Origin of the sequence: Clostridium sp. LIBA-8841 (assembly GCF_034439435.1) — a bacterium.
Classification (GTDB): Bacteria; Bacillota; Clostridia; order Clostridiales; family Clostridiaceae; genus Sarcina.
The window spans coordinates 55,101-69,148 of record NZ_JAPCKJ010000003.1 but is presented as its reverse complement, the minus strand read 5'-3'; the positions used below and the strand labels follow the sequence as shown (position 1 = coordinate 69,148).

General features: G+C 26.5%; 19 protein-coding genes. 14 read left to right on the top strand and 5 right to left on the bottom strand.

The genetic code is table 11. The annotated features are described in order from the left end of the window. Positions 1-63: 63 nt before the first annotated feature. Positions 64-324, bottom strand: a complete 261-nt coding sequence (locus tag OIF33_RS08885; protein ID WP_322503889.1) for a hypothetical protein — start codon at positions 322-324, stop codon at positions 64-66. 9 nt (positions 325-333) lie between these two features. Continuing rightward, positions 334-543 (bottom strand): hypothetical protein, encoded by a 210-nt coding sequence (locus OIF33_RS08880; protein WP_322503888.1) that lies wholly within the window; start codon positions 541-543, stop codon positions 334-336. Positions 544-811: 268 nt separating this feature from the next. Here OIF33_RS08880 and OIF33_RS08875 point away from each other — a divergent pair, with 268 nt between their 5' ends. From OIF33_RS08875 to OIF33_RS08840, 8 genes are all read left to right on the top strand, one after another. Then, positions 812-946 carry a hypothetical protein gene (locus OIF33_RS08875; protein ID WP_322503887.1) on the top strand — a complete coding sequence of 45 codons (135 nt, stop codon included), beginning with the start codon at positions 812-814 and terminating at the stop codon, positions 944-946. 237 nt (positions 947-1,183) lie between these two features. Continuing rightward, positions 1,184-2,026 (top strand): MBL fold metallo-hydrolase, encoded by an 843-nt coding sequence (locus OIF33_RS08870; protein ID WP_322503886.1) that lies wholly within the window; start codon positions 1,184-1,186, stop codon positions 2,024-2,026. Positions 2,027-2,071: 45 nt separating this feature from the next. Continuing rightward, complete coding sequence (locus OIF33_RS08865; protein ID WP_322503885.1) at positions 2,072-2,539, top strand: ASCH domain-containing protein; 468 nt, start codon at positions 2,072-2,074, stop codon at positions 2,537-2,539. A gap of 201 nt (positions 2,540-2,740) precedes the next feature. After that, positions 2,741-3,262 (top strand): cysteine hydrolase family protein, encoded by a 522-nt coding sequence (locus OIF33_RS08860; RefSeq protein ID WP_322504314.1) that lies wholly within the window; start codon positions 2,741-2,743, stop codon positions 3,260-3,262. Between the two features lie 119 nt (positions 3,263-3,381). Further along, complete coding sequence (locus tag OIF33_RS08855) at positions 3,382-3,570, top strand: hypothetical protein (protein ID WP_322503884.1); 189 nt, start codon at positions 3,382-3,384, stop codon at positions 3,568-3,570. Then, positions 3,571-3,849, top strand: coding sequence for a GNAT family N-acetyltransferase (locus OIF33_RS08850; RefSeq protein WP_322504313.1), 279 nt, complete (start codon positions 3,571-3,573; stop codon positions 3,847-3,849). It begins immediately after the preceding gene. A 259-nt stretch (positions 3,850-4,108) separates the two neighbouring features. Beyond that, positions 4,109-4,921, top strand: coding sequence for a class I SAM-dependent methyltransferase (locus tag OIF33_RS08845; RefSeq protein ID WP_322503883.1), 813 nt, complete (start codon positions 4,109-4,111; stop codon positions 4,919-4,921). An 80-nt stretch (positions 4,922-5,001) separates the two neighbouring features. Continuing rightward, positions 5,002-5,124, top strand: a complete 123-nt coding sequence (locus OIF33_RS08840) for a hypothetical protein (RefSeq protein WP_322503882.1) — start codon at positions 5,002-5,004, stop codon at positions 5,122-5,124. A gap of 199 nt (positions 5,125-5,323) precedes the next feature. On the opposite strand, the gene OIF33_RS08835 is transcribed toward OIF33_RS08840, so the two are convergent. Then, positions 5,324-6,058, bottom strand: a complete 735-nt coding sequence (locus OIF33_RS08835) for a TIM barrel protein (protein ID WP_322503881.1) — start codon at positions 6,056-6,058, stop codon at positions 5,324-5,326. A 344-nt stretch (positions 6,059-6,402) separates the two neighbouring features. Between OIF33_RS08835 and OIF33_RS08830 the strand changes: the two genes are divergently transcribed. Next, complete coding sequence (locus OIF33_RS08830; RefSeq protein WP_322503880.1) at positions 6,403-7,164, top strand: hypothetical protein; 762 nt, start codon at positions 6,403-6,405, stop codon at positions 7,162-7,164. Positions 7,165-7,516: 352 nt separating this feature from the next. Here the strand turns inward: OIF33_RS08830 and OIF33_RS08825 are convergent, their stop codons facing one another. Continuing rightward, a complete protein-coding gene (locus OIF33_RS08825; RefSeq protein ID WP_322503879.1) occupies positions 7,517-7,813 on the bottom strand; it encodes a YciI family protein in 297 nt (98 codons plus the stop codon). Between the two features lie 1,113 nt (positions 7,814-8,926). Then, on the bottom strand, positions 8,927-10,072 hold the full coding sequence (nanH, locus tag OIF33_RS08820) for an exo-alpha-sialidase NanH (protein WP_322503878.1): 1,146 nt from the start codon (positions 10,070-10,072) through the stop codon (positions 8,927-8,929). 350 nt (positions 10,073-10,422) lie between these two features. Here nanH and fliB point away from each other — a divergent pair, with 350 nt between their 5' ends. The 5 genes from fliB to OIF33_RS08795 all read left to right on the top strand — a co-directional run bounded on the left by fliB (position 10,423) and on the right by OIF33_RS08795 (position 13,931). Then, entirely contained in the window at positions 10,423-11,619 is a 1,197-nt protein-coding gene (gene fliB, locus OIF33_RS08815) for a flagellin lysine-N-methylase (protein WP_322503877.1), read from the top strand. Between the two features lie 197 nt (positions 11,620-11,816). Further along, the gene (locus tag OIF33_RS08810; protein WP_322503876.1) at positions 11,817-12,353 is read left to right on the top strand and encodes an HD domain-containing protein; all 537 of its coding nucleotides are present in this window, start codon (positions 11,817-11,819) and stop codon (positions 12,351-12,353) included. Between the two features lie 143 nt (positions 12,354-12,496). After that, positions 12,497-12,676 (top strand): HTH domain-containing protein, encoded by a 180-nt coding sequence (locus tag OIF33_RS08805; protein ID WP_322503875.1) that lies wholly within the window; start codon positions 12,497-12,499, stop codon positions 12,674-12,676. A gap of 536 nt (positions 12,677-13,212) precedes the next feature. Continuing rightward, positions 13,213-13,599: a DUF4440 domain-containing protein gene (locus OIF33_RS08800; protein ID WP_322503874.1), complete on the top strand. Its 387-nt coding sequence runs from the start codon at positions 13,213-13,215 to the stop codon at positions 13,597-13,599. Between the two features lie 86 nt (positions 13,600-13,685). Continuing rightward, positions 13,686-13,931 (top strand): hypothetical protein, encoded by a 246-nt coding sequence (locus OIF33_RS08795; protein WP_322503873.1) that lies wholly within the window; start codon positions 13,686-13,688, stop codon positions 13,929-13,931. The last annotated feature ends 117 nt before the right edge of the window (positions 13,932-14,048 follow it).

The following is a 14,048-nucleotide window of genomic DNA, read 5'->3' as shown; positions in this document are numbered from 1 at the left end:
ACTTTAAATTAATATATTTATTCATACATTATTTTTATATTGATTATAAGTTTCTTTAATTCTTTAGCGTTTAGATTTTTTACTTACCTTACTTTTAGAACTATTATTTGTCTTATTATCAGTTGGCTTTTTAAATAAATTAAAAAGAGAGGTAATAAAAGCTGCTAAAAAACATAGTATTGATAATATGTTAAGTATCTTAGTGTGTGATGAAGTAGTATATAACGTACTAAAAATGCTTAATATGAAGCATACAAATATCAAAGTACATGTAAATATCTTTTTTTTCCTAAATTCAAATATGTATGATAATCTTTCCTTCATAAGTGCCTCCTAATTATTCTTTAAATCTTTCAAATAATAGCAAAGAGAATATATTGAGCCTGCTAAAAATAAAACTCCAGATAAAAAGCTTAATATTTTTGAAAATGTAAGTCTATAGTTAAACACTTTTATAAAGCTAGTTATAGAGCATACAAAGCTAAATATAACAAAATACATTCCTACTTTTTTATATTTGAATAAGTATTTAATTTTTTTCATAAGTATCTCCTAAATGTTTTTGGGTAAATTTTCATAATATTATATTAACATAAATTAATGATCTATTCTTAATTTTTCTTTTTTTAAATAACAATTATATATGTAAAACTTCTTATATTTTTTATAGAACTAATGGGTAAAGTTTAGAAGTTTTTATTACTAATAAGAAGTGTGACATTACTTAAAAACTATCTTTCAAATATGTAATCTAAGTGTAATCTACTTAAATATGAGATTTAAGTTTAAGAATATATAATTAAATCAAGGGTTGAGGGAAAACAACCAAAAGAGAAATAAAGAGATACAAAAGGAGAGATTAGTTATGAAAAAAGCAATGGATTTAGTGAGAGTTTTAGCTAAGGTAACATTTTTAGGATATGATGAAAAAGAAGATTTAAAGTAAGAAAAAAGATAATGAGTTATAAAATAGAATTAGAAAAGGTAAATATTATGTATATGTTAGAATGAAAAGATTTAAAGCAGAGTAAGCTTTAAATCTTTTTTTATTATTAATTATGGAAAAATATGCTATTATGAGTGTAATATAAAATTAAAAGAACTTTTAATGATAAAGTAAGCAAGTATTTTTATGTAAAAACAGTATTTATTATTTTTTAAGCTTTAAGGGGGAATGAGAAAGATGAATTTTAAGATCGTTGGAAGTGGAGGATGTGTTTCACTGCCTAAGCCATTATGCAATTGTGAGGTTTGTAAAGAGGCAAGGAGTAAGGGAAAGCCTTATTCAAGATGTGGGTGTAGTTTGTTTTTAGAAGATATAAACCTTTTGGTTGATACACCAGAAGATATTGCTTATGGAATAAATTATTGTGGCATAAATGAGATTGAGAGAGTTTTATTTAGTCATGTTGATCCAGATCATACTTTAGGAATGAGGGTTTTTGAACACCTTAGACTTAATTGGCTAGATATATCTTGTGGTAAGAATTGTGAAAATCCAATAGAAGTTTTTGCATTAGACAATGTTATGAAAAGTATAAATTCAATAGGCTTTGAGTATGGTTCGTATTTAGACTACTATGAGAATGTGAGAAATCTTATTAATAGGAAAAGTGTAAATGATAAAGTGTTTATTCATGGGGTAGAGATAAGTTTTCTAAAAGTAAATCATGCAACAGTATTTGTTTTTGAAAAAGAAAGAAAGAAACTAATATATGCACCTTGTGATGTTAAGCCATTTCCAGAAAGTAAATTGTTTCTTGATGCAGATTGTTTAGTCATAGGTAACACAATAGTAGGAGATGTATTAAAAGATGGTTTCTTATTAAAAGAAGATAATCCTTTAAGGGATGAGTTATTTACCATGAATGAAATTGAGGATTTAAAAAGTAAATATAATATTAAAAGAGTAATCATAACTCATCTAGAAGAGGATTGGGGTAAATCTTATGATGACTATGTTCAACTTGAAAAAGAGCTAGATGGCATAGAGTTTGCATATGATGGAATGAAAATAGAAGTGTAATAATTCTATTAAGTAATAAAATGGGTATTTGTAGAGTGAGAAAGTATGAGTGAAAAAATAAAGATAATTAATGAATTTTGGGAAGATTTTTTATTGAAAACAAATAGAAGTAAAGATACTAAATATATAGAGTACTTTCATTTTGAATTAACTGAAAAATGGGCAAATGAATTACTTAGATTAGTACTTATAGGACAAAAAAAAGCAACATCTAGTAGCTTGTTGGCGTATCAAATTGAAGGAGAAAGAATACCGCAGGTCGGTGATTTAAGCGTTGTTACAGATTGGGAAGGTATTCCTAAATGTGTGATAGAGACTACAAATGTGATGATTATTCCTTTTAAAGATATTACTTTTGATATATGCAAAAGAGAAGGAGAAGATAAAAATTTAGAGTCATGGATCGAAGGGCATACTAAAATCTTTTCTAGCGAAGGAAGTATGTTAGGTTATAACTTTACAGAGGACATGCCAGTTGTATTTGAAGATTTTAAAATGGTGTTTAGTAAGTAAAATTTATGGACAAACTTATATTTATTATTGCTTTCTGCATAACATTGTTTGTATTGAGTGACGTTTTTATGATGAAGATATTATTTAATATTGGAATTACAGTACTTATAGTCTCAATAATCTTTGTAATAATATATACCAACGCAGGAAATCGTTTTGAAAGAAAAGAATGAACTGTGTGAATTTGAAAAGGAGATTAGAATGGTTTTACTAGTAATTGATACACAAAAATTAATAACAAATGAGGAACTATATGAATTTGATACCTTTGTATATAATGTTAAAAAAATAATAAGTAATGCTAGGAAAAATAATATTGAAGTAATATATGTACGTCATGATGATGGAGAGGGAAGTGAGTTAACAGAAGGAACTGACGGATTTGAAATATATGAAGAGTTTAAACCAATTAATGGAGAAAAAGTATTTGATAAGAAGGTTAATAGTGCCTTTAAAGGTACAGGATTGTTAGAATACTTAAGAGATAAAGGTGAAAAGAAAATAATCATTGTAGGACTTCAAACTGACTATTGTATTGATGCTACTATAAAATGCGGGTTTGAACATGGATTTAATATTATAGTGCCAGCATATGCGAATACAACAGTTAATAGTAAATTTATGACAGCGGAAAAAAGTTATAAATATTATAATAAATTTATGTGGAATGGTAGATATGCAGAGTGTATTTCGGTGGATGAAACAATTAGAAAAATGTATTAGTTAAAATTCAAGAACTAGTGGAAAAAGTATGAATTTTTTACTTGGATTTTAAGTGGCGAAGAAGTTTACTTTGCTATGATATAGAAAACCAAGAATAAATACAAATAGGAGAGGGTTTTATGATACGATATGCAACTAGAGAAGAACTAGAAAGAGTTAATGAACTTAGAAAAATTGTAAATGAAGTACATTGTAATGGGCGTCCAGATATTTTTAAAGATGGATTTTGCAAAGAGTTACAAGATTTTATTTATACTTTATGGGAAAGTGATAATTCAGATGTGATTGTAGCTCTTAGAGATAATTAAATATGTGGATTTGCATGTGTAGACTATGTTGAAAAATCAGAATCACCATATAATTTAGCAAGGAGATTTTATCATATAAATGAATTTGGTGTAGATGAAAAGTATAGACGACAAGGAGTAGCAACTGAGTTGTTTGACTTTATTAAGAAAGAAGCTACTGCTAAAAAGTTTGATAAAATAGAATTAGATATGTGGGAATTTAATGATGATGCATTAAAGTTTTATGAGTCAGTTGGCTTAGTAACATATAGAAGGTTTATGGAGTTTAAAAATAAGTAGCAATTGTATTGAAGTTAAGGCCAGTTATGAACACTATAAATATATTATTAGGTGAATTGATAAATGAGTTTCAGGTGATGAAGCTCTTTTTTATAAGAGTATATTGGTTTTATATTACATTAATTTAATTATATGGTACAATGGGTGAAATGGTATTTTTTATTCAAAAAGGGAAATAGGAATCTTTAAATTTGTTACATAGATAAGGATATAGATAATCAGTATTAATACGTTTATGGTAACAAGGGGAGGAGAGAGTATGAATTACAATAAGCTTAATAAAGAACATTGGGATGCTGCAGCTATAATACATAATGAGTCGCCTAAAGGATATTATGACATTAACGGATTTATTAAAGGAAAATCATCTCTAAAAAAAATTCATATTGATGAAATTGGTGATGTTAGAGGAAAAAAGATCTTACATTTATTATGTCATATAGGATTAGATACACTTTCATTAGCTAGATTAGGTGCTGAGGTTGTTGGGGTGGATATTTCATCAAAATCAATAGAGGTTGCAAATCAGATTGCTAAGGAAAGTAATTTATCTGCGACTTTTATTTGTAGCGATGTTTATAATATTAGAGAAATATTAGATGAAAAATTTGATATGGTCTTTGCTTCACATGGAGTTATTTGTTGGCTATATGATATAGATAAATTTATGAAAATAGTAGAAGGGTATTTAAAACCCAATGGTATTTTTTATTTGATGGATGGGCATCCAGTTAGTATGATGATGACAGATGAATTGGATGGAAAGACTCTAAGTGTGGCTAAATCATATTTTAGAGAGGGTAATGAACCAGTATATTGTGAACCTAGTGAAGACTATGCAAATAAAGATGTGATAGTAGAGGTTCCAAGTTATGAATGGCAATATACATTAAGTGATATAATCAATGCAGTGTGTTCAACAAATCTAAAATTAGAGTATCTTCATGAATTTCCATTTTGTGATGATCAGTATTTTATGAATATGAAACAAGATAGTGAAGGTTGGTGGAGATTTTCTGAAGGGGATACTATACCATTGATATTTTCTTTAAAAGCTACAAATCTTGAATAAATTTTATGTATAGATTTTTTATTAAAAGTAAGATTATTCATTAAACTAATTGATAAATAGGAATTTGTAGGGGAAAAGATATGAAAAATAAAAATATAAGTTATGTAGGATTAGGGCTATGCTTAGGTGTTGCTTTTAGTTTAGTGTTTGATAATTTAGCTATTGGAGTAGGATTAGATAGTGGAAAAAATAAAAATAAATAAAAGTAAATTCCAATTTATATTAACAGGTTAAATTAAAATAGAGCAAAGATATGTACTTTGCTCTATTTTTGATTGAATTTAGGTTAAGATTTTCAATGTGACTTTATGCAAAATAGACTACTTTGCATCTTAAATAATAATACATGGCATAGACATCTCTTTTTTATGTTTTGAATAAGATAAATATGGTTCATTTATATTAATTTGGTGTGTTTAGTAAGCTCTTAATTAAATCTTTAGAGTGTAGTATATCTGAATCTTTATTTACGACCTCTAATATTATTTTTCCATTATATTCAGGCAATAAATTGCTAAATATGTATTGAAAATCTATATCTCCTTGTCCTAGGGGTAAGTGCTCATGAACTACATCAAAATGTCTGTCTGAAATGTGAAGAATTTTGGGTGTTTTGACATTAATCATTTCTTGTAGATGATTCATATTATCTATATGAGCAATATCCAATAAGAACTCTAAATCATTATTTTGGATAAATATTTCTTTAATTTCATCAGTAGTTGTAAAGATTGGATCTAGCTTGCTATTGTTTTCTAAGAATAGAGTAATCCCACTTGGAGTAAGTATATTTAAAGCATACTTAATATTTTTATCTAACTTGTCTAATGTTTCTTCGTTTATTTCTTCATTTTCACATATTGGATGAACTATTAACTCCTTATGATTTAGTTTATTTAGAATATCTAATAATTTAGGTATGTGTTCTTTAAATTCATTTATGTTTAAAACTGCATGAATAATTGTGGTAAAGTTATGCTTGTTTATAGTATCAATAAAGTCCTTATCATCTTCATGCAAACACATACCTCTATTGTCATACCATAGTTGCATGAAGTCAAAGTTACTTTCTTTTGCAAACTTAACTTCATCTTCATATCTATTAAAAAAGCGTGCTAAGCAACCTAACTGTATCATGATTAACATCTCCAATCTCATTTTTGTCTATATATTATAACTTTTTCTTCATAAGGATAGCCCATAAAAAGTTTTGCTATATACTTTAGGATCATTAGATTCTTTCATTTTTCTAAATTTTATTATTTGAAATAGGACAATATGAATACTGGCTATTTTAGAGTTTATAATATTATTTTCTATTTAATAAGAAAATTCCCTTTATTTATGTGGTGGATTTTTAGTTAATTGTTTATTTGATAGTCAAGAATTAAATACATAGAAAAATAGACTTTTAAATTGGGTTAGTACCATTATTTAATAATTATAAAGTGAAATGCAAAAAATACACTGAGGTGATTTGGGTGTTTAAAAATAAAGGGGCTTTTATACTTTTCATAGGTTTTATAATGATTTCAATTTTGATGAATACCTATGTTAGTGGGAAAACTATTTATAAATCCAATTATAGGAGTAATTCAGATCCTCCAGTAGTATTAGCAGCAATACCTAAAGAGTATATATACTTATATGCTTTAGATTCTGATGAAGGAAAAGGCGTATATCAGGAGATACTTCTTGATGTTAAAGGAAAACAGAAGATTTTCAATTGGATTGTTGACTCTGGTTTGTCTTTTAGACCTGAATTAATATTAAGTGACATTAATAATGATAATAAAAAAGAGTTAATAGTTATAACAACTAAATGGACAGGAACAGGGGTTCATGTTGAAGAAGTACACATATTTAATAGTGATACTTTAGAAGAGATTAAGGTTCAAAATCCTCTTGATATTATAGCTAAAAATGTTAAAACAAAAGTAAATAAAGCTAAGGATAGGGTTGATATTAGTATTAACATCAATGGTAAAGAGACTAATATTGGTGGTAAACATATTAATATGCTTTATAATGAATCTTTATTTAAAAAGCATTGGGGTAATGATCTTTATTTTGGTAATAACATAAGTTATGAACTTACTAATGGAAAGCTAAAAGCTACTATAGGTGGTCAGGTTTCTTTCATATCATATGTTGGAGAAGTAAAAGTAGAGTATAAATTTGAAAATAATATGTTAGTAGCTGATAAAATAGACTTTGAAATATATGATGAATTTAAAAATTAAGTTAGGTTTGAAGGTATGTGAAGCAGTTTCAATTTTTTAATTTTATTAATCATCTAATTTTATATTTCATTAAAAGATATTTAATTATGAAAAAAGTAATGGATTTAATGAAAGTATTAGTCAAGGTAACATTTTAGGATATGATAAGAAGAAGATTTAAAATAAGACAAAAGATGATGAGGTATAAAAAATAGAATTAGAAAAGGTAAATGTTATGTATATGTTAGAGTGAAAAAGATTTAAAGCAGAGTAGGCTTTAAATCTTTTTTTCTTTGAAATTGAGAATTGGTTATGCTTAGTTTTTGATTCAAGAAAACTTTAATTTATTAAAATATGAAATAGATATTACTTTTTACTTATTAAACCATTCAGTTGGGGATTGATTAAAGTAATGAGCATTAAATTCTACAAATTTATAATCTTGTATCCCGTAAAGCTTAAAAGGTTCATTTGATAAATAAGCTTCTAATTTTTCTATAGACTCTGATTTAATAACAAAGATACCTCCACTCATATCTGACTTAAGACCAGACATTAATATCATTCCTTCATCCATTGCTTTTTGAGTATAAGCCATATGTTTTTTCATAATATTTTCATTAATCTTCTCTGAATTTTTTAGTATACCTTCAACAATAAAATATTTCATTTGTTATCCTCCTAAACTAAATATCATAACTATATTATAAACCAATAATGAATAATAGATAGTATTTAATAATATTTACTATATTTACTATATTGTTTAATAGGTGCTTACTAAAATATTTCTTATATATTTCTATCATAATAATTTATGGATAGTTAATTTAGATGACATAAAAGAAATATTACCTTTCAAATATGTAATTTTGTTGTAATCAACTTAAATATGAGATTTTTACTTATGAATATATAATTAAATCAAGGGTTGAGGGAAACAACCAAAAAGAGAAATTAAGAGATAAAAAAGGAGAGATTTGATTATGAAAAAAGCAATGGATTTAGTAAGAGTATTAGTTAAAGTAGCATTTTTAGGATATGACGAAAAGGAAGATTTAAGATAATAAAAAACTGGACAAGCTTATAAAAGAGTTGAAATTTAAGTAGATAAATAAGAGAGTTAAATTTAAAGAATTAAGAAGGAGATAGTAAGTTATGAAAAAGGTAATGGATTTAATGAGAGTATTAGTTAAGGTAACATTCTTAGGATATGACGAAAAAGAAGATTTAAGATAATAGAAAAAATAAGTGGACAAGCTAATAAAAAGTTAGAATTTAAGTGGATAAATAAATAAGAAAGTTGAAATTAAAGAGTTAATAAGGAGAGAAGTTATTATGAAAAAAGCAATTGATTTAGTGAGAGTTTTAGCTAAGGTAGCATTTTTAGGATATGATGAAAAAGAGGATTTAAAATAATAAAAACAAATAGACAATATAAATAGGATTAGAAAAGAGAATTATTATGTATATGTTAGAATGAAAAAGGTTTAGAGCAGAGTAAGCTTTAAATCTTTTTTATATTTTATCATAAATGAGGATGATTTATATTAGTGAAAAGATAGTTAACTTAATAGCTTCAATAATATTTACAATAATATATGCCAATACAGGGAATCGCTTTGAAAGAAAAAATTAAAATTACTTCTAGAAAAATTAGAAATATTTTTAGTAATAGATAAGACTAGAGAAGGATTTGTTTTATAAATTCTCCTCTAGTCTTAAATTTTGTTGCGTCTTATTAATTAGTGTGATTTTTTTAGTATAGTGTGATATTTTATTATTATTTATTAATTAGTAAGTAATAAGGTGTTAAGTCTTGATATTCTATATTTCCGTTAGCTTCATAAACAATGCTTAAATGTCCATTTTTAAATGATAGACAAGAATATCCACCACCTAATTTGTTACCATCTTTAGGATAAGGAATACATATTTCCTGAACTCCTTTAGATAAATCATCAAAATCAATCATATAAACAGCAATATTGTCTCTTATATATTCACCTTTAGTGTTTTTAGGTGCTGAAATTAAGCCGATTCTATGGCCATTTGAGGTAGTAGCCTTAATAAATGAACCTTGGCATCCAGATCCCTTACCAGTTAAAATTTTACCATTTAAAGGTTCGTATATTTCCCAAGTGTTTCCTAAATCATGAGAGATGTATGCTGCTCTATAACCAGAGTAATCATATCTTGTACTCATAATTAAAGCTCCATCTAATTCTATAACCATATTTTCAGAAGTATTTGAATTAGGAACTTTGTTTCCCATTGTCCATGTTTCACCATTATCCTTTGAATAGATAATTAATGAATAATAGTTATTTTCATTATTTTCTCTTAATGAAATTTGTGCTGGCATAACTATTGTTCCATCAGCCATTACAACACCTGAGCCAACACCTCCTAGCCATCCAATTGTATTACTTGGTTGATTTTTTACTTTTGAGGAGTTAGTAGTTAAATCTATTTTATTAGACCAAGTTAATCCATTATCATCAGAATAAATCATTTGAACAGACCAATCACTTCTTAGGGAAGTAGTAGTCATTGCCCAGTTTCCATTTGTATTCCATGAACCTGCAATTAATATTATTCTACCTGTATTTGTAATAACTGTTGTGGAGTCCATTACACGAGAGTAGGTAGAGTTAATACGATTATTTTTCATTGCTATTTGATAACTCCATGTCTTCCCAAAATCAGTACTACGTGCAGAAGCTATGTCTATATAAGCATGGTCATCAGGACCATTATAACGAATATCTGAAAAGGTTAAAATTGTACCATCATTTAATAATTGTATATTGGGAATTCTAAAATACTTTGAATCCCATATGTTATTATTCTTGTCAAATAGCTTTATTGGTTCTGGCTTATGGCTTATATCTAGATTCTTTTCAAATGTATTATTTTTGTTACACATAAATATAATCTCCTCCATAAAATTCAAATTTACCCATTCATTTAAAAGTTATTTTTGATATAAATAGGCATGGAAACCTAATTATTAAAAACTTCTCTATTTTGAAAAATATAGAATTTTTTCAAATAAATTATAACAGTATTTGGATTTCTTTACTATGCAATAATGTAAATATAATTATTTTTAGAGTTTTTCATAAAAATAATAGCTTTTGAGAGGAGAAATCAAGAGTTTAGAAAGAGTATAAAATAGGAAATATTTTTAAATATGTGGTATTAAACAAAGGACTTATATTTTTTGATATAATTAAAAGGTAAGACTTAGAATTAGTATAAACTGTGAGGAAGAAAATGAAAGTAAGAGTACCGATTTATTTTAATGATTTTAAATGTATAGCGTCAGAGTGTGAAGATACTTGTTGTGCTGGATGGGGAATTGTTATTGATGATGAAACCCATGACTATTATGAGAATGTTGAGGGTGAATTTGGAGAAATCTTAAGAAGTAAGATAGTTAAAGATGATGATGGAGATAATGTTTTTCTTCTGAATAATGGAAATTGTTCTTTCTTAAATAAGGACAAGATGTGTGATATTTATATTAATCTTGGAGAAGAGCATCTTTGTCACACTTGTAAGCAATTTCCAAGATATACTGAAGAGTTTTTGGACTTAAGAGAAATAGGCATATCTCTATCCTGTCCAGAGGCTGCAAGAATTATTTTAAGAAAGCCTGAAAATAATACTTTTCAGTTAAGCGAAGAGGAGATTTGTGAGGATAATAGAGAAGAGAATGATTTTAATGAGGGCGAAAATTACTTTGACGAAGGTATTGATGAAGAGGTTCTTTCAGACTTTTTAGGGTGTAGGGATGTTGTATTTAACATTATGGAACATGCTGATTTAGATTTAGGAACAAAAGCAGCACTAACACTTAAATTTGTTAAAGAAGTTCAAAATAAAATAGATTTAGGTAACATGGATGAAATAGAAGATGTTATTGAAGAATATAAAGAAGAGAAGTTCTTAAATAAACTTATAAAGGATTTAGATAATTACAAAAGAAAAGAAAGTGCAAAATACACTAACCTATATGAATATTTTAATGTATATAAAAGCATAAAGCATATAAATTCTAATGATCCACTGGGATTAGATAATGGATTAAAGTATTTAGAGGGAAGAGAAGAGTTCTATGTTGAGAAACATAGAGAGTTTAATGAGTATTATAAAGAGAACTTATACAAGTTTAAGAACATATTAGTTTATTTCATATTTAGATACTTCATGAAAGCTATCTTTGACTATGATATGTCTGCAAAAATAAAGTTAGCTATAATCAGTACATTAATGATTAAGGAGCTATCTGTAATAAGATTTATAGATAAAGGTGAGTTTACTGAAGAGGATATGGTTGAAGTTAGCCGTATTTATTCTAAGGATATAGAGCATTCAGATGAGAATATAGAAGATCTACAAGAAATATTTGAAACTAAGGATATCTTTGAAGTTGATGAAATAATAACTATATTAATGAATGACTTTTAAAATAACCAAAAAATAAATAGTTTAAATTAAAAAGCTCCATTGAATAATATAAAATTTCAAATGGAGTTTTTTTAGTTTTAGATTTAGGTTCTGTTTCAAATAAGTGTTCATATTTAGTTATGTAGAACAATTGAAGTATATTATAGTGTAATCTATAATGTTAATATTACCATTTATTGTGATTTGGAGATGAAAAAATGAATAATATAAATCTTAATTTGGAAAGATTAATGAACAGTGCAATTGAATACCTTTCTATTGCATTAAATACTACAGGACATAATAATAAGTCTGTTCTTCTTCATAGTATTAGAGTTGGTTTCTATTTATATGAGTTAGGGTATAGTGAAGATATTGTTTTAGCAGGTTTATTACATGACATTTTAGAGGACACTGAAACTTCAGAAAGTGATTTACAGGATAACTTTGGGACAAAGATAACCAATATAGTATCTTCAAACTCCTTTAATACTTTAATTGATGATAAAACCGAACAATTTAAGGATATGTTTAATAGGTGTGCGACTTATGGAAAAGAAGCATTAATTGTAAAAGCGGTGGATATTCTTGATAATAGTAATTATATTCAATTTGTAAGCAATATAGAGACAAGAGAGTGGCTCTTATTTAAGATGAAGAGTTTTATAAATATATCAAAAGACTTAATAGAGAAAGAATATATATGGAATAAATTAAATGAAAAATATAATAGCCTATTAGCTGAAGTAAGTTAACAATTTTTTCAACATATAAATGAATATATTTTGGGGAAGTAAATATAAAATAATTTATATTTATTAATAATTACTATTTTAAAATAAGATTTTAAGGTCTATAATAGAGATAGAGAGAATTTATTTTACAAGGAGGGAAAATTATGGACATTAAAGAAAAAGTATTAGAAGTATTAACTAACTCCGAAGAACCATTAAAAGGTGGAGAAATTGCTGAAAAAGCAGGAATAGACAAAAAAGATGTGGATAAAGCAATAAAAGATTTAAAGAAAGAAGAAAAAATAAGCTCACCAAAGAGATGTTTTTATTCAGTTAATAAATAATAGGCTTTCTTTTAAGTGTATTTTGATTTCTAGTTAGCAGTATATATCTGCCCAATGTATACAAATTATTACTCGACAAGTAAATTAAAAGCTATCTAAAAATCAAAGTTCTACAGTAAAAATTAAAGAACCTTTTTTAAGCAGTTATAAGACAAAATTTTAGTTTTGTTTTGTAACTGCTTTATTTTTAGTTTATTTTAAATAAAGAGTATTTAGAAGAAATAAATTTGTTTTATATTTTTTTGAGATTATTTGTTATTTGCCTTCATTTTGTAATTTTTCATTAGTAAAATATTTTGTATAAGGAAGATTAATTGAGTATTTAAAGTAATATTTTTTAGTTAGGAAGAATTTCGAGGAAAATTATGCCTAGAGAAAGTGACCAAGACATAAAAATTACTTATGACAGATTAATAGATTGAACATTAGAGAGGTACGGAAGAGAGAACTTTAATGCTTAGAAAAATACATAGCTTGTATAGAAAAGACTTAAAGAACAATTAGAAAAAAATAGAGGGTAATATGGAGGTGATAATATGAATTCTGTTAGAGAAGAAATATTTCAATTAGAAAATGATTTATTAAAGGCTGATGTGAGAAAATCAGCAGAAAAAATAAATGAAATAGTAGCAGATGATTTTGTTGAATTCTGTAGCTCGGGAAGTGAATATCACTATAAAAATGGAGATATATTTCAAGCTGAGGATGATTATAAAAACTTAGATTGGGAGATTTTCAACTTTGAAGTAAGAGAATTATCAGAAGATTGCGTGTTAGCCACTTATAAGGTAGTAAAACATGATGAAATTGATGAAAGAAAGAGATATTTTCTTCGTAGCTCCATATGGAAAGAAGAGAATGGAAAATGGAAGATATTTTTTAATCAGGGAACTTTACTGCCTAATGAGAGAATAAGGAACTAGATTTAGAGATAAAAGTATAAGGTAAAGAATGAGGAGTTTTAGTTAGAGAAAGGATTAGGGCACGTTCTTTAATTAAGAAGTAACATATGGATGATAATAATAAGAACAAGAAGATGACACCCTTTGGTTTCATAATTTGTGTTATATTTCTTATGAGTTTTATACTAAGTGGATTATATGGTGCAATGCATGGAGAAGCTCATTATAGTATTAAAACTCATTCCATGATTGATTCAGCCACAGCTAGAGCCGGTGGTGTTATAGGAATAATATTTGGAGCATTAGGGTTTATAGTAGTGACAATTTTGTTTATACATAGTAGAAAAAGATAATTAAATAAAATAAGGTTTAATTATGGACAAGGGTCTGTATCAAAACTTAAATAATAAAACTTATAAATATTACTAGCTTAAATTCTAAAGAGAAGCTAGAAGAGTTTCTTCATACTA